Below are 20975 nucleotides of genomic sequence, written 5' to 3'. Positions count from 1 at the left end.
TTAAGACAGCATTCGCCTAATGGTATGGGTATGCATCATAAGCGGGGATATGACATCTGAGCGAATATAACCGTTAACTTTGGAGGTTCAAAAACCTAATTTACTCAAATGAAATAAAAAGAATTGCAGAGGCTCATGCTTCTGCAATTCTTTATGTGTAAATCCGTTCAGGATGATTCCTGAGTGCTGAGCTGTACATACTGTGTGAGGCGGCAATAATGAAGCAACATAAGCTCCTCATCGCCGCTCCCCAAAGCGGTTTTTCGTCCCTCTTCGATCATGTGTTCCAATATTTCACGAAGGAAAGTCATTTGGAACCTCAAGGTCTTCACGATTAGCTGTTCCAATACTTCAATATCTTTCAGTGTGAATTGGGATATTCCGCGAAGCAACAGCTCTTCTGACCAGCTGCTGATCTTCTGCATCAACTGACTATAGTCTTCCAATTCTCCCCGTCCTTCCATAACCCGTATCCAGTTTCAGACTGATCACTGTTGGACCCTTCAGGAAGCTGATCGGGTATATCCGTTGTTGCTCTATACGTACGAAAGCATAAAAGTTTTCGAGTGTTCCTGTTCCATAACCCGACTCCAACCTTTTGATCATGGTCTCCCATTCCGTTGAATAAGGAAGAGTCAGATCCAACGTCTCCCCATGGTCACTCGCCATCGTTAGAATAAAGTCCTGTGATTGCTTATCGAAGCGATGCTCTACAACCCGGGCAACCTTGAGCATCGCCAGTCGTTCTTTCGGAACGGAAAACAACTCAAATGAGCGTGCATCCTCAGCGAGTACGGAGGGTATATCTTGCATGTACTTGCCCAGATTCACCTCTTCAACTCCTGTTCGGGGCAGTAACGTAAGTTTTGCACCTTCCCCGGAGGAGAGTCTATGCTCTTCATTTGCTTTGACCGAGCGAAACTGCACCTCTTCCCCGGCAAATTGACGAAAAGTCAGATTGGGCAGCCATGGAGTGAAGGAACCATAATGCTCTGTATATGAGAACTGATTATCTTCATAGTATACGGCCCGCACATCGCTGTACGTATAGATCTCCGCATCATCAAAGCAATAGAAATAATAAGTGATTCCACGGTAACCGGAGCGTGTCTCCCATGCATCAGCACCCAATCCATACAGATGCAGCTCTGGAACCGTATAGTATTTACTTCGGAAACTGCCAATGAGCTGACTTTGTTTGAATGCAGATACCTTCTCTTGTTCAAGCACCTGTAATGCAAGATACAACTTGCTTACCCGATCAAGCATCGATTGCATGGAAAACCGTACGTGTCGGTTAAAAAACAATTGCAGTTCCCCCTGAATCCCGCGTAAACTCCGCTCAACGTCAGGAAGATGACCACTATGGGCCGCAATCGCCAGTGTCTCCAATTGAGCCATATACGATTGTGGTAGACGAGCAAGTCCCGTCTTTAGCAGGCCTGCCAGCATGGAACGACATTCCCGCACCGTTTGAAGTGAAAACGTGGCATCATGGACTCTTCCACTTATGGCTTCCGTATCATTCAAACCTTGTTGCATCCGATACCGTAATAATGCTTCAAGCTTGGCCATATTGCCGGCAGTTTGTTTTACTTTGCACAGGGCCTTAGCCAGACTAGCTTCTTCTGTAAACGAAACCTCTATTTCTTGTTTCACTAGACGCACCGTTAGAAGAGTATCTTCCAATACTTCAATCTGCTCCGGATATCTTAATCGGAACAGAACCTCCTCAATCAAGGAAGAGCTATACGATTTAATCAAAGGAGCAAGATCCGATTCCACCATCCAGCGGAAGCGGGACTCCGTTACCAGACCAGACTCAGGTTCCAATTCTGCTGATGACGCTTCACCCTGATTTAATATATCTTCTGTCTGATGTTCCTGTTGATAATATAAAATTGAAATCAGTATATGTTTGCAAATGTTGTCTGCCGGACAGGAGCACTGCCAATGATCCAGCGTATTTTCAAGCGTACAATGTGTACCATCACTCAACTGACAACCCACAGAGGCTTCGTTCCAAGTGTATTGCACAGTCAAACCATTATCCAACTCTTTCAGAGACCGTTTGTACAACCCTTTGTTGGCATGTCGAATCAAATAATCCTCTGTACATAGCTTCGAAAATATCCGGAATTTCTGTTCAAATCCACTCACGTGATCAACGTCCTGACGCTCTTAAAATATCATAGATTGTCTCACTGAACACACGACCTGCGATTTCACCCAAAGCAATGGACTTGTGATCACTATAATAATAGCTTTTCTGACTGCCAGGTTTAAAGAAGTGCAGAGATTCCAGCGTGATATCTTCCAATCCTTCATAATATGAAATGCTGGTACCACTGAAGCGCAGTTCTGCGATAAGATCTCCATACTCTTTGTAAAATTCATGATACCAGCCGCCATCCTGTGCTGGACCTTTGATCCATCCGTATTTCTCCAATGCTTTGGGGAATGCGGTGGGAGAGAAATCAGACTCCGGCAAGCGGTCATATTCAACCTTGTTTTTGTCTTCATCCTCAGGCACATGAATTTGACGATTCAGCTGCTCAAACGGCTGCTTGATCTCATAATCCTCCAGCTGCGTTTTCCATCCTTCGAGCGTAGATTGGTCAAGTTCGAGTGGATGAATCAATCCCACCAGCGATCCCGAAGGCAGCTCATATTCATCCTCATCGACGGTATTAAACGTGCCATCCTCCATATAACGGAATGTGGTGACCAACTGGCCATCTTCATATGTGCCCCATATCAGACCTACAGCAAATTTCTGCATGATTACATTCTGTAAAAACAATGCTGTCCACTCCTCAGCCGACCACAGCCGTTGTTTTGACAAAGATTCTTCCAGACGTTGCGCCTGGATGTTAACCATTGTTTTGAGATCCTTCTTCAATTGTGTGAAACGCGCCTTAGATTGTGCTGCAAGTTCAGCATCATCTTTCTGTGCAGGAGCAGGTAGACTCTTCACAGATTTACCCGTTTCTTCATTTACAACAACGACCTGCATATCTCCATTCACTTTAATCAGGAATGAACGCTCCCCGTAGCTCAGCTGCATCGTTCCATTCTTATCAAAACCAAGTGTGGTGACGAGTCGATCTTCCAGTTGTTCCGAGGTGAGTCCCAAATTTTCCGCTGCCAGCTGCAACGCTTCTTCAGCCGCACCCTTAACCTGGCGGTTCTTCACAGTGCGTTTAATCTTGTCAATCGCCATGAGAGCAGAAGGTTCCTTAAGATAGGCCAGTACTTTTACAGCATCAGCCGCAATGGCGCCTCGGCTGTTTTCTGTCCATTCCTTAATTTGGGGAGCCAATATATTCACAATTTGAGTATCGCCAAAGAGTGCCGAGAGGTACATTACCCACTTCTCCTTCGCAGAAGCGCTCTCCTGAATCCACAACTGCAGCAGCTCGCTAGCAAACCGTGCGAGCGATTCCTCGCTTACATACTCACGTAGTTCATTCAGTCTTTCGTTCGGTGCAGATGTATGATCTATTGATTGGACCAAGATATATTGCTTGATTCGATCATCTAATGGTTGATTGTCCTCTGAACGTATCAGAGAAGGAAGATCGTTCAAGGACAACCAGCTTAGTCTGGTCAGCTTTTTGGCATCTGCCTGATCTGCAAGTGCCGCATGAGCATACTCTGGGCTTTGATCCGCGGTATCCAGCAGAATTTGAATCAGGTTCTTCCATTCGGCAGACTTCTCACCCTTCAGTAGCTCAAGGTATATATCCTTGCTATGATCCAAACTGCGGATAGCGCTCAGAGCCATTTCTTTCACACCCGTTTTTTTCTCCGAACGGTATATTGCCGTATATAACTCCTGGTCAGGAATCCGATTGAATTCAGATAATGCCACGCCATTTGCCTTTTTGGATGAATCCTGCAATCCGGCACGAATCGCTTCGGCTACCTGTTTAGTTGATAGCTCTTGACGTTGTTCAAAGGTGATTTCCAAAATTAAGATGCGCGTGTCCGTGGGTAGTTTCTTGTACTGTCCGAGAGCAAAGTCCAGATTTTGCTGAATGATCCGGCGATATTCATCCTGAGGCATCGATTTGTACTTATAATCTGTCATACCGTTGAGAGAAATCAGACTGGACAGCAATTTCTCTTGTTTTACCTCTGGATCTTGGCCGTAAAGTTCCAACAGCTTCTCACCGCTAAACGCGTAAGATTGATACATATCAGAAACGATATCCAGTGTCCACTCGGGATACGTGGTCAGAATCACGAACCGACGCATCGCCTCCGAATCCAAAGGCAGGAAACTAATGCTGATCAAGTTATGAACACGCCTTTTGTCACGATTCAGGTTATTAAACAGTCCTCGACTATTCGGATCTTCCCAGTATTCTTCAAAGGAGCTTTCACTGTTCAAATATCGTGCAATCGCAAGTCCCTGTCTGCCTCCATCTAATGGATGTCGAAGCGCACTAAACACGGCTTGTTCAACCGTTTCATCCACATCTGGCACTGCGATTCCATGGTCCTCCAGCACTTTTTGAATACACAATTTGAGGAATGGGGGTTTTAATATGTGGTATGCACGAATTGCTTGTTGCGGATCATTAACAATCGTTGATTGCAGAAATTGCCATGGTATGGTGTACGATTCGAGTTCATTACGCAACATTTCGATGAGCTGATATGGCTCGTCCAGGGGCACCAGCCCTGACAGCAATTCGTTGACATTTTTCGTTCTTGTATCCATACTTAACAAATAGCGCCGAACTTCAAGTGGATAGATCTCATGTAATTGGTTTATGGCTTCGAGCAAAATAAGACCGGTCTCACTTTTGTCTTCAAGGAAACGTTGTTTGCCGCCACTGATGTTAACCAAATATAACAAAGCATTGCTCAAAAGGATCATCGTCTTGTCGAACTCACTGTAAGACAGTTGCTCCTTTTTGGAAAGAGAAGTACTCGAATAGTTCTCAGCTATAACCCGATTATGCTTCTCCCGGAGAAATTCATCATTTAATTCATATGCAGATTTGTTATGTTTTGTTTGAAAATTGCAAACCACCAGTGGCTCAATCAATGTACGCAATTCGTTCCGCAGCTTACTTGTATCATGGGTCATCACGTGTTGAAATAATGCAGGCAGAGATTGAGTGAACTGTTGTACCTGGGCAAGATGAGAAGGGCTATCATTGAGATCTGAATAGAGTCGAAGGAGTATCATTCCATTGATTACATCATGGAAATTCCCCTTCAGCCTGCTCTTTAATTCATCCAAAATTTCCTTCTCTCCAGCATAGCGATTGATTTTCTCCAAACGGGACAGCAAACCGCCCATCCGATCATTGGTTTTGCTCTTTCCACTCAGTCCATAAGCTTCCGAGTCGTTTCCAAGGCAGAGCGTAAAACCATCGGTTCTCCACGAATTTCTTCTGGAATAATTGGATTCCATATGAATTACAATGGCTCCCGCTCGAAAAAAGATGTCTCCGTCATCTTTTTTGGCAATTTTCATGAGTACTTCTATCGTCTGGTACGCATAATGGCTGGAACCTCCCATCATATCAGGAAACTTATCCGTCGTTCCCATCACATAATCAATGATTTCCGAACTCCGGTCCGTTTTCAACGAATATTCATTGGAACACACCTCTGCAAACTTCTCCACCAAAGCTTCTACTGCACGGTCTGCGGTTAACATTACACATTCCTCCTTGAATAAGTTTATAAATGATCTTGTATATAACCATTAAGTAATAATTTCGCCAATCCAGTCTGCCAATTCATTGGGCGTAATCGCAGCTACATGTGCACCCATATTGGATAACGTCTGCGCAGCATGTTTGTTGTACACGGTATCTCCGTTAAAATCGAGTGCGGTCAGCACAAGCAATTTGCAGCCCGTATCCAGAATATCCTTACATGCTTTATACATGTGCTGGATCGGGTAACCTTCCTCTAAATCACTAACGAGAATGTATATCGTTTTCCCAGGATTTTCGATTAACGTTTCACCATAACGGAGTGCCTTGGTAATATGCGTTCCCCCGCCAAGCTGCACATTCATAAGCACATCTACCGGATCTTCCAGCCTGTCACTCAAATCGACAACCTGTGTGTCAAAAATGAACAATTTCGTTCGCAGTGCATTCAGGCGATAGAAAATGCTGGCCATCACCGAACTGTATATCACTGAATCCAACATGCTTCCGCTCTCATCCACACCAATGATGATGTCCCACTTGTTGTGAGACTGGATATTCCCGTCAAAATATAGACGATCAATTACAAATCTTCGATTGTTTTTATCATAGTTCTTCAAGTTCTTGGTAATCGTCTGCTTGAAATTCAAATTGCGCAAGGAACGCACCGAACTGGATGCATAACGGCTGCGTTTCCCCATAATGCTTGCTCTGGTCTGAGATTCCAGTTTGCGTCGCAGATCTTCAACCACGACTCGTACGATTTCCTTGGCGCTCTTTAATACGTCGCCTTTCATTCGTCCTTTAAATTGCATAATGTTCTTGAGTAGGTTCATATTGGGTTCGAGGGATTCCAGCAGCTTTTTGTCCGTTAACAATTCCGTTAGGCCATAACGGTCAAGCGCCTGTTTCTCCAGAATTTCTATCGTTGATTTCGGGAACAGTTCCCTGACCTTATGCAACCATTTGGGAACGGTTAGATCCGAGGGGCCCCTTCCTCCTCCTTTTCTGTAACCCTGCTCTTCACCGTATTCGCGATTATACAGATATCCGAGAATCTCATCGACTTCGGTATATTTAAAATCATCAGGGGAGTAGTCATCTGCATTGGACAGTCCTTCTTCGGAGGATTCACCTAGAATAAGGCGCCAACGGTTTAAGGTTTCTGCCCGGTTCAGCTCTGCATTGTCTTTCACCATTTCCTTGGTTGTATTGAGCTCATTCAGATCAGCTTCCATGCGTCAAACTCCTTCCGAAGGGCTTCATCCCATGTTTTCGTCTGGATCAGCAATCGCTCGTCAACGGAAGGCCATGACATCTCTTCGTTCTCTACCTGATGCAAGTTCGCAACCCGATCCGCAATCAGGCCTGTCTCCATGGGAGTAAAGTATGTAAACGCCAAACGAAGTTCAGGGATCATGCGAATAAACTCTTCATAATCAAGTTGCTCAATCATATAGTTCAACTCCGATAAAAGCTGATCTTCATACAAAAAAGCGTCCCGTGCTACAGAGAACACACCCTGTAGATAAAGTGCAGTCTGGCGAGTCTGTTCCTGCGATCCCCGGATATATGCACGTGCTCGATCCACGATCTCTTCTCTATGCCTGTCGCCAAGTCCTGAAGATATGGCAATACACACCCCCTCCAGCTGTGCCGGAAGCTGGCTGTCTGACAGAAGTTCATCCAGGTGTGCTCTGAATGGGTCATCCCGAAAATGCTCTTCGGACGATTCTGCCAGCATGGCAAGCAGCTTCAGTCCCTGGACAATCGCCTCATGTTCATCCGGATTCGTTCTTGAGAGCTGCATCAGTTTGTCCACGGCATTGTTATAGGCTTCGGACACGAGGTTGAGAAGCTGCTGTTCCTCAGACAACCCAAGAAGTCTGCGATGCTGCTGAATTCGATTCAAAATATGCAGACTTCCGCACAGTGACAAGAAATTCCCATCCTTCCGGAGTGCTGACTTCACTTGGTCATACAGCTTCATTGCGCTATCCTGCAGGCCCATGAGCAGAGCCTGAAGCATGGATTTGGTGAGGTCACCGCTGTGATGATCCGGTATTCCCTGCATTTCCTCTTCCATCTTGCGCGTAGCGGCTTCCCGAATTGTGCCTCCATAGAGCGAGTTTTCGATTAATCGAGCCTCAATTCTGGATGAATAGGTATAAACCCACGTCTCCCGAACAAGATTCATGTCGCGCTGTGCAATCCAATCCGGGCCCGATTGTCGCTTCGCGAAATCCGGAACGAGATAGACCATACATTGAAACAATTGACTTTGCCGACGATGATCTGGTTTGGCATATAAATCAAGTATTTTCTTATGTTGGCCAGTAGTGCGAATTTGAAGTTTTGATTCTGTACAACGTTCTTTGAAATCCTCAACGATCGGAATACTGAATGGGTTGGGAGCCACTTTTCCGATGACATCTCCGGTTAGCAATCTGTGTAGTTCTTGCAGAGGTTTGTCTGAAGCTAACGTAAGTTCACCCTTAACAAAGGAAGAAAGTGTTGCATCCATCAGCTCATAGACTCCGCCTTCCCTTTTTCCTCTCAGTCCTGCGAGGCCCTGAACCATACTGTACGCCTCAATAGCATCGCTGGTTGATACATGTTCATGTCCTTCCCTCAGCTTGCGGGTTAGTCGTGATAACAAATCCAAAGCGGTCAAATTATACACGGAGCTCTTTTGCCGGAGCAGCTGGGTCCAGATCTGTTCGTAATAATTCACGTAAGGCATACCGCTTGCATACCCATTCAGCCGATCCGCTTCGGCAAACGTGTAGACCATGGGATACATCTGCTGATGCACCGAATTCTGAGCCTTCGCATGCTTTTGCAACGTCATCTCTTCTGAGTCCGTCCCATGATTCTCGGGTATCAGCAGTCCATACGTATGAAATCCGCCAGTGATAACAAGCACACGTTCATGCTCTTGCCCAGCCTGTTTAATACGACTTCTCATATGAGCTTCTCTTGCCAAATCACCTGTACTGTGCAAGCGCTCCGCTGAATAACACATCCGGGATAAGGTACAGTACGTGAATACATCCTGTACAAATGCCTGTGTTGACTTCTCCAGACCACCAATCTCAAATACGTTCTCCCACAATTCATCGAAACTTCGGCAGTTTGTTTTCTGACATAAACGGTGGATAAACTCAGACCCTGCGAGCAAAGTCTCGTCTTGAATGGATATCTCCCGCTGTTCTGCCTTGTTGGGCTTAGAGAAATGATGATAATCCAGGTCAATAAAAGTTGCAGGGATGCTCAGCCGAGCTGCTTCTTTGAGCGCTACATATTCAGGAGAGTAACGAAGCATCGGATAATAACAGGCCGCTCTCTCCTCTTTACTCTCATAGGTGTAGTAAAGACTAACAGGAGGTATGGTCGCCTCATCAGCCAGAACTTGAAGTAATGGATTGCCGCTCTCAGGTCCTTCGATAAGAATGATGCTCGGCTTGTATTCTTCAATCAATCGCAGCAAATGATAGGAACAGGCTGGACTATGATGGCGTATGGGAAAATAAAGCGTTCCGTTGTTCAGGTTATACACCTGGGACTCAAATAGCGTCTTTAACTGGGCAACATCCAGATCCGCTTTTCCTCTTAACCGATCCATTTCTTTTCCTCGTAGTAATCCTTCCAAATTCCCTCTTCTCTGGACCGCTCCTTCACGACCTTAGAGAAGTAGGTTTTGAGGATGGACAGATCCTTGTCACTTTCTTTCGCTATCGTCCCCAACATGTTTTGCACCAGCCGATCCAATGCGATTCCCTTGTCTTCGTAATAATAGGAAGTCATTGCACTCTGTACATAAACAGATACGGCTTCAGCCGTACTCATGGACGCTTGGGGCGTATCCAACTTGTAACCTTCCCGCGTCATTCCTGTGCGAAGCTCCATAAATGTCGTGGCCAGCAATTCAACCACATCCGAATTAATCTCGGTGTCTATTCCGCTATGTAATAATAGGCTTCGCGCCTGGGATTCAATAATCTTGGCTTCCATTTTCACACTGCTGATCGGTTTGATCGTCTCAAAATTGAAACGGCGCTTCAGCGCACCACTCATTTCATTGACACCTTTATCACGAATGTTCGCCGTAGCAATCACGTTAAACCCTGGTTTGGCAAACAGCACACCACCATCCAGCTCAGGTATACTCATTACCTTGTCACTCAGAATACTGATCAGGCTGTCCTGTGCTTCAGCGGGGCAACGTGTAATCTCCTCAAAACGAGTAATAATTCCTTTCTTCATTCCTTTATACAAAGGTGAGGGCACAAGTGCGGCTTCGGACGGGCCCTTATCCAGCAGCATGGCATAATTCCAGGAATATTTAATCATGTCTTCGGTTGTACCTGCCGTACCCTGAATTGTGTTTAGGCTGGTACCTGAAATGGCTGCGGTTAGCAATTCACTGAGCATAGTCTTGGCTGTCCCAGGCTCCCCTACCAGCATCAAGCCACGATTGCCTGCCAGTGTCACTACTGCACGTTCAATGAGCACATCGTTGCCATAAAATTTTCTCGTAATCGTAATCTCTTCTCCATCCAATATGGCTGGCTTATCCCTGCCAATAATAAAATCACGCACATATGTAGGGGACAGCAGCCAGTTTGGAGGGCGTTTTCCCGTATCTTCTTCTCGCAGTGCCCTTAATTCTGTCTCATATAGTGTCTCGGCGGGCGGCTTAAGTATCTCCATCGTCAAGGTTTCTCCTCTCGCATAAACAGATCGTATGTTCTTATTAAGCTTTATCTTATCACAGCAGCCTTTGAACGAACGTAGAAAACGCCAAAAATGGTTGAAACGTCCTTCTTATCGGCATTCTTCCTGAGCCAATGGACATAGTTCGTAGCATAATTGTGAATTACTTATATCGCTGCATTATGGCGACTGCATTCAAAACTAAGTTGAATCCACGTTGTTGTAGTAGAAAACTTCATATTATAGGCCATACGACCCTAAAGTTCATTAAACACCTCGTAATATGGTTCAAGCATCTTAAGTCCAATCGCACAAAAAAAAACACAGCCAAGTAATCTGTGTCTTTACTTCATTTCTTTTTGATTTTATTCCTTATTCCATGTGATATTCTATCTAAAATAAGTAGGCCTCCCATACCACAATTGTTAGTCAAAAACAAGGTTTCAATCGCTCCAATATTGAATATATAGATGGTGCAGGCTTTTCGTATGAAGCCACCGAAATTAACATATGATCCCTTAGATAAGATGCGTAACATTACGAGCTTTTGATGAGAGGAGATTAACCATTTGAGTACTAATGAAACTTCACAGCCTGAGTTCTTCACCCGAGAATTTACACAGAACCCTTACCCCGTATATGAAAAGTTGAGACAGAATGATCCCATTTACAGAATCCTGTTCCCTCATGGTGATTTCGGTTGGATTATTAGCCGATATGAGGATGCAGTCGAAGTATTAAAAGACAACCGTTTCAGTAAGGATGTAGTCAAACGTTATGGACCCGATCAACAAAATATATTCGTGCATAACATGCTTTTTTCCGATCCACCTGATCATCGCCGGTTACGTGGACTCGTACAGAAGGCTTTTACTCCCAGATTGATTGAGGGCATGAGAAGCCATATTCAAGATATTGCTGACGATCTTCTGGATAATCTCAATTCTCAGGATAAGATGAATCTGATTGATGAGTTTGCTTTTCCATTACCGATCATTGTGATCAGCGAGATCCTGGGCGTACCTCTTGAAGATCAGGACAAATTCCGTTTATGGTCCAATTCCATTATCGATGCGACAAGTGCGGAGCATTCCGAAGTGTTTGAGAAGCATGCCCAGGAGTTCATTGATTACCTGAATAATTGGTTTGCCAAAGTACGTGAGCAGCCGGGTGACGATCTGATCAGTCAGCTCGTTGTAGCAGAAGAATCAGGAGAACAACTCACTGAAAAGGAACTGCTTGGTGTTGTCGCTCTGCTGATCATCGCCGGGCACGAAACAACTGTCAATCTGATCGGTAATGGTGTACTTGCCCTTTTGGAGCATCCGGAACAACGCGACCTGCTGATCAAGCAGCCTGAGTTAATCCATAATGCTGTAGAAGAAATGCTGCGTTATAACGGACCGGTTGAGTTCAGCACATCCCGCTGGGCATCCGAGGACATTGAATTTCATGGACATCACATCGCTGAAGGCGAAATTGTTATTGTAGCGCTGGATTCAGCCAATCGGGATGAAGCGAAATTTAAGGATGCCGATGTTTTTGATATCACTCGCGAGAAGAGCGCACATTTGGCCTTTGGCAAAGGCATTCACCTCTGTCTGGGAGCCCCTCTCGCGCGACTGGAAGGCGAGATTGCCATTAATACGCTGCTTCGCCGCTTTCCTGATATGCAGCTGCAGACGGATGTTAATGAACTTGAATGGAGACCCGGCATGATTGTTCGAGGTGTTAAGGAGATCCCGGTACAGCTTAAATAGTTATGTATTTGAAGCAAGGAAAGCGAGGCACCTGACTGCATGGAAATAAACACCATTGTTTTAGTCGTTTTTTTATTTCTTATTCTTATCTTATTAGTTCGCGTCATCAGCTTGCAGACCCAGTTGAATGAATTGAAAAGGGATGTTGAACGTCTGGAAAATGGTTCAGGCAGTACCGCACACTCCCCTCTCAGTTATAACGATTCTGCAATGAACGTATCTCCACTTCCACCGGCACAGGCTGACCTGACTGAACTTGATAAAGAATTGCAGGCACTTGCACAACAGGGCAAGAAAATAATTGCAATCAAAAAGGCTCGTGAGGCGAGAAACCTGTCATTGAAAGATGCCAAAGATTATGTTGAGTCTCTTGAACGCCTGTAATAAGTGAGTTTAGATGGGCTTCCCAACTCCCCGCAAAGGTTTTTGCTTTCAGTTGATTCATGTTCAACTGGAAACAACGATCTTTGCGGGGAGTTTACTTTTTTCAAAAGACATGATAAAGTTATTTCAATATTTATAGAAATAAGAAATAAAGACGAAAGGACCGATTTTGATGCAATCCAATCCGATTGATACTGAACAGGCTGTGAAAATTCACAAAGCTCTTGGAGAACAAACGCGATATAAAATCATTCAGATCCTTTCGGGTGAAAGCAATCTCTGCCCAGCTGATTTAGAGAATCGGCTTGTAACCGTGGCGCTCTCCACTTTATCTCATCACCTGAAACAACTTTCCGATTGTGGTTTGTTGACCTCACAAAAGAAAGGTACGTATATTTACTACAGTCTGAATACGGACACTGTACAGAGATTCGTTCCATATCTGTTGGAGAAGTAAAATTTTTGTTTTATATTTCCATAATACTAGAAATATAAAATCATTATATTGGTAATGCTACCTGGTCCGCTGAGCCTCATCGTAGTCGTATAAATACCCTTTTGCCTTAACACCCGGTACATTTGATAGATTAAGTACTCGCTTTGCCTCATTGGTAGATTAGTTTTTTCTTAATCCTGTTCTCTCGTCTTTATTTCTATATTTCTAAAAATATAATAATTATAATCAGAAAGAGGTTATATACTCATGTCTAACACATGGAAAATCTATGTCCTAGCCTTGGTCAGCTTTCTTGTAGGGACCTCCGAATATGTCATTGCAGGCATTCTAGATCGGATCTCGGACACCATGAATATATCGTTGATTGCTGCGGGACAGCTGATCACAATCTTTTCGCTCATTTATGCACTCGGTACGCCCATCATTATCGCTTTAACATCCCGCATGGATCGACGAAAGCTGCTGCTCTACTTTCTGGGACTTTTTGTCGTTGGTAATGTCTTGGCCTACCTGTTACCTGGTTATGGACTCTTTATCGCTGCACGTGTCCTCATGGCGCTGGGAGCCGGAGTCGTCGTTGTAACAGCCTTGACAGTCGCTGCCAAAATAGCGCCTGCAGGCAAACAGGCCAGCTCTATCGCAACGGTCATTACGGGGTTTACCGCATCCCTGATTGTGGGAGTTCCACTGGGAAGAATGGTTGCTGCAGCTTGGGATTGGAAACTTATTTTTGCAGGTATCGCGATTTTGGGTGTGATTGCCATGATTGTTATTGCATCTACGATCCCGCCATCTGAAGGCGAAGCACCCGTTCCTTTGAAAAAACAATTAGCGCTCCTAAAACAACCTCGTATTGGATTTGCGCTACTTGTCAGCTTTTTCTGGTTAGGAGGCTATTCTATTGCGTATACCTACATTTCACCCTACTTGGTATCTGTTGCAGGCATGAGCGAAACGTTGTTAAGTTCCGCTTTGCTGGCTTTTGGAATCGCAAGTCTGATTGGTTCCAAATCTGGAGGATACAGCGCCGATCGTATGGGAGTAAAGCGAACACTTATCCTGGGAATGGCCTTGCATGTCGTAAGTATGCTGATGCTGAACATCACGGCTCATTCAGGTGTGGCCATCTTCATTGTGTTGATTCTATGGTCCTTCTCCGCCTGGTCTTCCGGCCCAACACAGCAATATAATCTGGTTACAATGGCTCCAGAATCGTCCGGGATTATGTTAAGTTTGAACAGCTCGGTTATGCAATTGGCCATGGCTGCTGGTGCCGGTATTGGGGGAATCGCCGTCAGCACAGTATCATTGTCATCCATCACCTGGATTGGAGCTGTAGGGGTGTTAATTGCAATGATCATCATCATTCTTGCCTATCGTCCGGCAATGGCCACAACAGCACAGAGCAAATCTTCCAATGTGGCATGATTGAGCTTAAGTTTAAGAATAAAAATGATAAAACGCAAAAAGAGAGGCACTGTGACATTACAGTAGCCTCTCTTTCTTATTCCAGTCTGATTGGTGCCTTATTGTGCAGTTACAGCACCATCAATCGGATAAACAGCGCCATTAATATACGGAGCTTCGTCTCCTAGCAGGAAGGATACCAGATTGGCAATCTCTTCAGGCTTACCGAGACGACCGGACGGAATGCTGTCAAGGGTCGCTTTGAATACTTCAGGATTATCCTTCCCGAACTGAACCACCATTGGAGTTTCAATCGTACCTGGGGCAATGGCATTCACGCGAATGTTTTCTTTACCATACTCAATGGCCGCTGTACGTGTTAGTCCAACTACGCCATGCTTCGTCGCTGCATATGGTGCAACTGCTTGAACACCCACAATACCTGCTGTAGATGCCGTATTGACGATGGAACCACCACCAGTTTTGAGCATTTCGGTAATCACATACTTCAATCCGTAAAATACACTTCTCAGGTTAATATCAATGATTTGGTCAAACTGCTCGATAGTATGCTCAATTAGTTTAATACCAGGACCAGCGATCCCGGCATTATTGAAGAACATGTCGATTCGGCCGAATTCCTCGATCGTTTTGTTAACATAATTCTCTACCTCGTTCGCCTTGCTTACATCCGTTTGTACAAAAATGGCTTTACCGCCCAGCTTCTCAATCTGTTTTACAGTTTCCTGACCCGTCTCTGCCACGAGATCAACGACCACAATAGACGCGCCCTTCTCTGCCAGCTTCAGTGCAGTCGCTTGGCCCAATCCACTTCCTGCTCCAGTGATAATTGCTACTTTTCCTTTGTGACTCATTTTGATCTCCTCCATGTGTGTTCGTCATCTGTCATCGGATCGGTTAATTCGATATGAAGCGGTCTTGCATCGGAATGCAACATATGTAGGGTGAAAAGCCTTGAATCCTGCCTGACTTTACCTATTTTAAAGGAGTTACAATTTAAAAACAAACCATATAATATGAATACATACTATAATATTCATCACATTCCACACATCTCAAGAAGGAGAACTCCTTAATAAAAGCGTGTAAAATTCCCCTTCTTTTTGGTGAGATGTACAGTTTAATTTCATGTATTTATCTTGTCAGATCGACACTTGAACACAGTGCGATAATGCTAAGGAAAACCTAATACTTATCTTAGCAAATTGGTTTTGGCCAGCTCGATCAGCTCATCGCCACGCCCATTCAGCACCGCCTTCATCATCCATAAGGTGAAGCCTTCGGCCTGTTTTATATTAATCTTCGGAGGCAGGGACAGCTCCTGACGGTTCACCACAACATCAATCAGCACAGGGCCATCATGCTGCAATGCACGCTCTACAGCCCCTTCCAGATCAGCCGGATCTTCAACCCGTATCCCCTCCAGGCCCATCGCTTGAGCTACCATGGCAAAGTTGGGATTTACGAGCTCGGTTCCGGATTCAAGCAATCCGGCAGCTTTCATTTCCAGTTCAACAAAACTGAGTGCACCGTTGTTAAACACCACAACTTTAATCGGGAGATTATGTTGTTTAAGCGTCAGAAGGTCACCCATCAGCATGGCAATGCCGCCATCACCGGACAAGGAAATCACTTGTCTTCCCGGATCAGATACCTGTGCTCCAATTGCCTGTGGAAGAGCATTCGCCATGGTGCCATGACTGAATGAACCTAACAATCGACGATTGCGACTCATTTCAATGTAGCGAGCCGCCCATACCGTAGGTGTACCTACATCGCAGGTGAAGATCGCATTTTCCGCTGCAGCATCGCTGATAACCTTGGTTAGATACTGTGGATGAATTGGCGTTTTTCCGGGTTTACCTACGGCAAGCTCATCCAATTCTTTACGAACTTTCTCGTAACGTTCCACACTTTTATGCAAATGTTTGTCGCTATGCTCTTCCGTCAGATAAGGTAATAATGTTTCAATGGTGGCCTTTATGTCTCCGCACACTCCATAATCGAGTTTTGTACGGCGGCCAAGGTGTGAAGACTGAATATCCACTTGAAGTACAATCGCATCTTCCGGGAAGAATTGACGGTACGGAAAATCTGTTCCCAGCATCAGGAGCACATCACAGTCCATCATGGCATGATAACCGGAGGAATATCCGATTAATCCTGTGAGGCCCACCGAATACGGGTTATCGTATTCCAGGTATTCCTTGCCTCGCAAAGCAATCACCATAGGGGATTTCAAGCGATCACAGAGCTGCATCAGAGGTTCACGCGCACCGGCGCAGCCTGCACCACACAGCAACGTAATTTTTTTGCCTTGATTCAGGAATTCCGCCAGTTTCCGCAGTTCAGGTTCGGAAGGGTGTACAACAGGCTGTGTCGCATGATATACATGCTCCGGCACAGGCAGGTCAGCCGCTTCTAAAGCCGCTACATCCCCCGGCAGTATAATGACGGAAACGCCTGAACGCGCTACTGCGGTCTGCATTGCCATCGTAAAGGAACGTGGCATCTGTTTGGCTGTTGTGATGACTTCACAATAATGACTGCATTCCTGAAACAAATACTCTGGATGAGTCGCCTGAAAATACTCACTCCCGATCTCATCACTCGGAATATGAGCAGCGATGGCAAGTACCGGTACACGGTTCCGATGACAGTCGTACAGACCGTTAATCAAGTGCATGTTTCCCGGTCCGCTACTGCCTGCACATACGGCGATACTTCCGCTCACTTGGGCATCTGCCCCGGCCGCAAAAGCAGCAACTTCCTCATGGCGGACATGAATCCATTCAATTTTACCCGAACGACGGATGGAATCGAGTACCGCATTCAAGGAGTCTCCAACGATACCATAGATGCGTTTGACGCCTGCGTTCAATAGTGCTTCGACCAGAACGTCTGCAATTGTTTTTTTCATGACAGGTCGGTCTCCTTTATTCGCTTATTTTGAGTTATGTTTCCACCGCGTTAAACTACCTATTCTTTTACCCCAATCTTTTGAAATTAGAAACAAAATCATATGTATTTATGGATATATACAAAAATCCGCTTGTCATGGACTGACAAACGGATCTTGGGTTGTTATGGTTTAAAAAGCGGTTCATTGCATGTTTAGTAATTCATTCACATCCATAAATCAATATTAAATGGCAGGCATCACATTGCCACCACTGACCGGGATATAAGCTCCTGTAATAAACGAGGACAGATCGGAAGCCAGAAATGCTACCGCATTGGCAATTTCCTGATCTTCTCCCCTGCGTTTCAACGGTACAGTTTGAATATAACCCTCATCATGCCCCGACTCACTGTTGCGGTCGCGCTCACTGATCGTCCATCCAGGCGCAACCTGGTTGACCGTAATCTGATATTCGCCTACCTCTTTCGCCAGCACACGGTACAAACCATCCATGCCGCGTTTTCCAGCCGTATATGCAGACTGGGTAGCAAAATTTTGCATCGCACATTCCGTATTGATACCAATGAATCGACCAGTTCTGGCTTCTTTCATATAAGGGATGAATGCTTTGGCAAGATACACACTCTGCATCACACATGATTCGAACTGACTTATATAATCATCCGGTGATTGTTCCAGCACCGTTGTCCAGGCATATTGGATGACTGCATTGGCAACCACGATATCCACATCGCCAAGGCTGGACTGAATTTCATCCCGCATCCGAAATGCCGTATCCTGCTTCGTGATATCGCCCTGAACAATGACCGTTTTCCGACCGATGGCTTCAATCTCAACCTGAAGTTCTCTAGCCTTCGTATCATTATTTATGTAATGCAGCGCGAGATCAGCACCACAGTCTGCCAACGTACGAGCGATGACCCTTCCCAATTGACCGGTTGCGCCTGTCACCAGTGCCGTTTTACCTGTAAGATCCAATTTCATAAGGACAGTCCCCTCCTTTGAGCCACATGTGTAATCACGAAATTTAGTGATGAAAAAAGAAGGATTTAATAATGATTTAACCCTCATTAATTTTCATTAATCAAACTGGAAAACGCTTTCGAAATTCATGCTATTTTCGGTTTGGTTCAATGAGACTCATCATTTTATTAATTTCCGTGCTGAATGAGATCGATTTCCTGGAAGCGACTAACTTCTTTTTCCCACCGTTCTTCCACATATTTGCGGTGAACCGGGTGATCATTATATGCATCATATGCAGCCTGATTGGCGAATACCATCGAAAAACTGTAATCAAACTCGTTCTTTTCGCTCACCTGACGCAGGACCTGGAATTGCTCTACACCGGGAATATTCGCCAGTGCATCCGCACTTTCTTTCAAAAATGCCTCTGCTTCTGGTGTATCTTTACCTGCGTAAAGTGTAAACGTTACCATATGATTGATGTTGCTCATCTCTATTTCCTCCTCCAATATGTCTGACTCTGTTTCCTAGTGTACATCCGAAACTATTGTAAGCGCAATAATTGGTTGAATTAATTTTAGAGGAATTGAATATATATGGGTATTAGAATTACTTTTAAGTCGGAATTACATGGGTTTACCTATCGGCATGTATACAAAAAAACCTCAGGATTAATCCCGAGGTTTTCTTGTAATGGTTTGGACAACCTATTTGATGTTGTATTTACGGTTAAATTTATCAACACGACCACCGATGTCCACGTTTCTTTGTTTACCAGTGAAGAATGGGTGGGATGCGGAGCTAGTGTCCACACGGATTACTGGGTAAGAGTTACCATCTTCCCATTCCATTGTTTCGTTCGAGAATTTAGTCGAAGAACTCAGGAATTTGTAATCAGCACTTGCATCGAAGAAAATTACTGTTTGTGTCTTTGGATGGATATCAGCTTTTGGCATAATCTATTTACACTCCTTTAATATGGGTACTTCTTAGAATAGAACTAAATTTTATTATACTCTTTTTTTGGACGAAGTACCAGTCGGAATTGAAGAAACGATAAATATTTTATAATTCACTATGATTTGCACAGGTTTCAGAGTTCAAGTTAAGCCCTTCTCCAGCACATTTAGCATATATTCCAAAGCTTCAAGTTCATCTCTTCCCCGTGTCTGCAATCTCACCACACTGCCATGTCGAATGGGGAGAAGCGCCATTCCGAGCAGGCTTTTGACATCTACACGATGCTCATGATTCGCATCCATAAATGACAATGAAATATCCGAGGCAAAACGCGACGCTTGCGAAGATACAGACATCAGATCATCTCGGTGGAAATCAGAGTGAATCATAAATTCATGTGTTCTCACAACCTTCAGTTCCTTTCGCTAGATGCTGATTAACCCATTTGGTGTGTATCATTTTATATATTAAAATCTTCAAGCATTATACCACGTTATGGAAGCTTGTTTAATCCTTTTATGGCGAAAAATACAAAAAAAGAAGCCCTAAATATCAGGGCTCCTTTGAACTAGATTCATTTGCCGTTCGGATACACCATTACTTTCAGACTGCCACTTTTGTTGTGCAATGCCCGTTCCATGGCCTGCTGCGTCTCCTCAAGCGAATAACGGTCAGTAATCAGGGACATTACATCATGCTGGCCTGAACTCAGAAATTCAATTCCCGCCGGATACGTATTGGCGTAACGGAAGATTCCGTATATATCCACCTCGTTGTCCGCGATAAAAGGAACATTCAAGGCAATTTCGTCCTGTGCAGGCAGTCCTACAATAGCAAGCTTGCCTCCTCGCCGGAGCGAATATAATGCCGACTGAAGCGCCTTCGGATTCCCCGCAGTTTCCCAAGCCGTATCTACTCCGACGCCGTTCGTTAAATCACGGATCACCGCCTGTGCATCCTCGTTTCGTACATTAATGGTATGGGTTGCGCCCATACGACGAGCAGCCTCTAACCGCACTTCCTCCAGATCGGTGACGATGATGCGTTCTACGCCAAACGATTTGGCAGCTGCAACGGCCATCAATCCAACAGGCCCCATGCCCATAATGGCAAGTGTAGTGCCCGGAGCCAGTTTACTGCGTCTTGCAGCATGAATGCCAACCGAGAAAGGTTCATTCATGGCTGCTTCTTCAAAAGACAGATGATCCGGGATCGGGAAAACCATATCCTCCCGAATGGTCATGTACTGTACAAATGCCCCATCCACCGGAGGCGTCGCCAGAAATTGCACATCGGGACACAGATTATAACGACCTTCTTTGCATGCCGTGCATCGTCCGCAGGTTACCCCAGGCTCAATAGCTACCCGATCTCCTTCTTTCAGCCGTGATACTTTTGAGCCTACAGCCGCTACGATACCTGCACATTCATGTCCAAGTATAATCGGTTTCTCAACTACAAATCGGCCAATTCTACCATGTTCAAAATAATGCACATCCGATCCGCAGACGCCAACGGCCATCACCTGAATGAGCACTTCGTCTTCAGCCGGCTGTGGTACAGCCTGTTCTTCAATGATGATGTGCCCCGGCTCTGTCATGACAGCAGCCTTCATGGTTACGGGTAATTTATGATCTCCCATATGTTCCCTCCTTCTCGTGTATGTCAACGTTGTTCTTTCCTCTGAAGAAGATTCGACT

Annotated in this window: 17 protein-coding genes; 4 read left to right on the top strand and 13 right to left on the bottom strand. The window is 45.0% G+C overall.

Annotated features, from left to right (window positions below):
- Positions 1–167: 167 nt before the first annotated feature.
- The 6 genes from BLS14_RS06240 to BLS14_RS06215 are packed head-to-tail and all read right to left on the bottom strand — an operon-like array spanning position 168 to position 10394.
- Positions 168–446, bottom strand: a complete 279-nt coding sequence (locus BLS14_RS06240) for a hypothetical protein (protein ID WP_090950114.1) — start codon at positions 444–446, stop codon at positions 168–170.
- Positions 433–2160 carry a hypothetical protein gene (locus BLS14_RS06235; protein ID WP_090950112.1) on the bottom strand — a complete coding sequence of 576 codons (1728 nt, stop codon included), beginning with the start codon at positions 2158–2160 and terminating at the stop codon, positions 433–435. Before BLS14_RS06235 ends, BLS14_RS06240 begins: the two co-directional genes overlap by 14 nt.
- A gap of 4 nt (positions 2161–2164) precedes the next feature.
- A complete protein-coding gene (locus tag BLS14_RS06230) occupies positions 2165–5680 on the bottom strand; it encodes a DUF4132 domain-containing protein (protein WP_090950110.1) in 3516 nt (1171 codons plus the stop codon).
- Positions 5681–5728: 48 nt separating this feature from the next.
- On the bottom strand, positions 5729–6880 hold the full coding sequence (locus BLS14_RS06225; RefSeq protein ID WP_063563975.1) for a VWA domain-containing protein: 1152 nt from the start codon (positions 6878–6880) through the stop codon (positions 5729–5731).
- 23 nt (positions 6881–6903) lie between these two features.
- Positions 6904–9306 (bottom strand): DUF5682 family protein, encoded by a 2403-nt coding sequence (locus BLS14_RS06220; protein WP_090950106.1) that lies wholly within the window; start codon positions 9304–9306, stop codon positions 6904–6906.
- Positions 9294–10394 (bottom strand): ATP-binding protein, encoded by a 1101-nt coding sequence (locus BLS14_RS06215; protein ID WP_090950104.1) that lies wholly within the window; start codon positions 10392–10394, stop codon positions 9294–9296. Before BLS14_RS06215 ends, BLS14_RS06220 begins: the two co-directional genes overlap by 13 nt.
- A 572-nt stretch (positions 10395–10966) precedes the next feature.
- On the opposite strand from BLS14_RS06215, the gene BLS14_RS06210 reads away from it, so the two are divergent.
- The 4 genes from BLS14_RS06210 to BLS14_RS06195 all read left to right on the top strand — a co-directional run bounded on the left by BLS14_RS06210 (position 10967) and on the right by BLS14_RS06195 (position 14426).
- Positions 10967–12157 (top strand): cytochrome P450 family protein, encoded by a 1191-nt coding sequence (locus BLS14_RS06210; protein WP_063563868.1) that lies wholly within the window; start codon positions 10967–10969, stop codon positions 12155–12157.
- A 39-nt stretch (positions 12158–12196) separates the two neighbouring features.
- On the top strand, positions 12197–12541 hold the full coding sequence (locus tag BLS14_RS06205) for a ribosomal L7/L12 family protein (RefSeq protein WP_063563869.1): 345 nt from the start codon (positions 12197–12199) through the stop codon (positions 12539–12541).
- A 172-nt stretch (positions 12542–12713) separates the two neighbouring features.
- Entirely contained in the window at positions 12714–12998 is a 285-nt protein-coding gene (locus BLS14_RS06200) for an ArsR/SmtB family transcription factor (RefSeq protein WP_063563870.1), read from the top strand.
- 246 nt (positions 12999–13244) lie between these two features.
- The gene (locus BLS14_RS06195; protein ID WP_090950102.1) at positions 13245–14426 is read left to right on the top strand and encodes an MFS transporter; all 1182 of its coding nucleotides are present in this window, start codon (positions 13245–13247) and stop codon (positions 14424–14426) included.
- Positions 14427–14524: 98 nt separating this feature from the next.
- On the opposite strand, the gene BLS14_RS06190 is transcribed toward BLS14_RS06195, so the two are convergent.
- The 7 genes from BLS14_RS06190 to BLS14_RS06160 all read right to left on the bottom strand — a co-directional run bounded on the left by BLS14_RS06190 (position 14525) and on the right by BLS14_RS06160 (position 20917).
- On the bottom strand, positions 14525–15280 hold the full coding sequence (locus BLS14_RS06190) for an SDR family NAD(P)-dependent oxidoreductase (protein ID WP_063563872.1): 756 nt from the start codon (positions 15278–15280) through the stop codon (positions 14525–14527).
- A 338-nt stretch (positions 15281–15618) separates the two neighbouring features.
- The gene (gene poxB / locus BLS14_RS06185; RefSeq protein WP_090950100.1) at positions 15619–17346 is read right to left on the bottom strand and encodes a ubiquinone-dependent pyruvate dehydrogenase; all 1728 of its coding nucleotides are present in this window, start codon (positions 17344–17346) and stop codon (positions 15619–15621) included.
- Positions 17347–17571: 225 nt separating this feature from the next.
- On the bottom strand, positions 17572–18333 hold the full coding sequence (locus tag BLS14_RS06180; RefSeq protein WP_090950098.1) for an SDR family NAD(P)-dependent oxidoreductase: 762 nt from the start codon (positions 18331–18333) through the stop codon (positions 17572–17574).
- Positions 18334–18500: 167 nt separating this feature from the next.
- Complete coding sequence (locus tag BLS14_RS06175; RefSeq protein ID WP_063563875.1) at positions 18501–18806, bottom strand: Dabb family protein; 306 nt, start codon at positions 18804–18806, stop codon at positions 18501–18503.
- Positions 18807–19022: 216 nt separating this feature from the next.
- Positions 19023–19271, bottom strand: a complete 249-nt coding sequence (locus BLS14_RS06170) for a type B 50S ribosomal protein L31 (RefSeq protein ID WP_063563876.1) — start codon at positions 19269–19271, stop codon at positions 19023–19025.
- Positions 19272–19415: 144 nt separating this feature from the next.
- The gene (locus BLS14_RS06165; protein ID WP_063563877.1) at positions 19416–19682 is read right to left on the bottom strand and encodes an HPr family phosphocarrier protein; all 267 of its coding nucleotides are present in this window, start codon (positions 19680–19682) and stop codon (positions 19416–19418) included.
- Between the two features lie 167 nt (positions 19683–19849).
- On the bottom strand, positions 19850–20917 hold the full coding sequence (locus tag BLS14_RS06160; RefSeq protein WP_090950096.1) for an NAD(P)-dependent alcohol dehydrogenase: 1068 nt from the start codon (positions 20915–20917) through the stop codon (positions 19850–19852).
- Positions 20918–20975: the final 58 nt, after the last annotated feature.

Source organism: Paenibacillus sp. OK060, from assembly GCF_900101205.1.
Classification (GTDB): Bacteria; Bacillota; Bacilli; order Paenibacillales; family Paenibacillaceae; genus Paenibacillus; species Paenibacillus marchantiae.
The sequence above is the reverse complement of the archived record's forward strand: the minus strand, read 5'-3'. Positions and strand labels throughout refer to the sequence as shown.

Bases quoted from the DNA above. Each gene is read 5' to 3' on its own strand.
- BLS14_RS06230 (WP_090950110.1), bottom strand. From the start codon at position 5,680: ATGTTAACCGCAGACCGTGCAGTAGAAGCTTTGGTGGAGAAGTTTGCA.
- poxB (WP_090950100.1), bottom strand. From the start codon at position 17,346: ATGAAAAAAACAATTGCAGACGTTCTGGTCGAAGCACTATTGAACGCA.
- BLS14_RS06190 (WP_063563872.1), bottom strand. From the start codon at position 15,280: ATGAGTCACAAAGGAAAAGTAGCAATTATCACTGGAGCAGGAAGTGGA.
- BLS14_RS06175 (WP_063563875.1), bottom strand. From the start codon at position 18,806: ATGAGCAACATCAATCATATGGTAACGTTTACACTTTACGCAGGTAAA.
- BLS14_RS06225 (WP_063563975.1), bottom strand. From the start codon at position 6,880: ATGGTGAAAGACAATGCAGAGCTGAACCGGGCAGAAACCTTAAACCGT.
- BLS14_RS06205 (WP_063563869.1), top strand. From the start codon at position 12,197: ATGGAAATAAACACCATTGTTTTAGTCGTTTTTTTATTTCTTATTCTT.
- BLS14_RS06220 (WP_090950106.1), bottom strand. From the start codon at position 9,306: ATGGATCGGTTAAGAGGAAAAGCGGATCTGGATGTTGCCCAGTTAAAG.
- BLS14_RS06200 (WP_063563870.1), top strand. From the start codon at position 12,714: ATGCAATCCAATCCGATTGATACTGAACAGGCTGTGAAAATTCACAAA.
- BLS14_RS06195 (WP_090950102.1), top strand. From the start codon at position 13,245: ATGTCTAACACATGGAAAATCTATGTCCTAGCCTTGGTCAGCTTTCTT.
- BLS14_RS06170 (WP_063563876.1), bottom strand. From the start codon at position 19,271: ATGCCAAAAGCTGATATCCATCCAAAGACACAAACAGTAATTTTCTTC.
- BLS14_RS06160 (WP_090950096.1), bottom strand. From the start codon at position 20,917: ATGGGAGATCATAAATTACCCGTAACCATGAAGGCTGCTGTCATGACA.
- BLS14_RS06180 (WP_090950098.1), bottom strand. From the start codon at position 18,333: ATGAAATTGGATCTTACAGGTAAAACGGCACTGGTGACAGGCGCAACC.
- BLS14_RS06215 (WP_090950104.1), bottom strand. From the start codon at position 10,394: ATGGAGATACTTAAGCCGCCCGCCGAGACACTATATGAGACAGAATTA.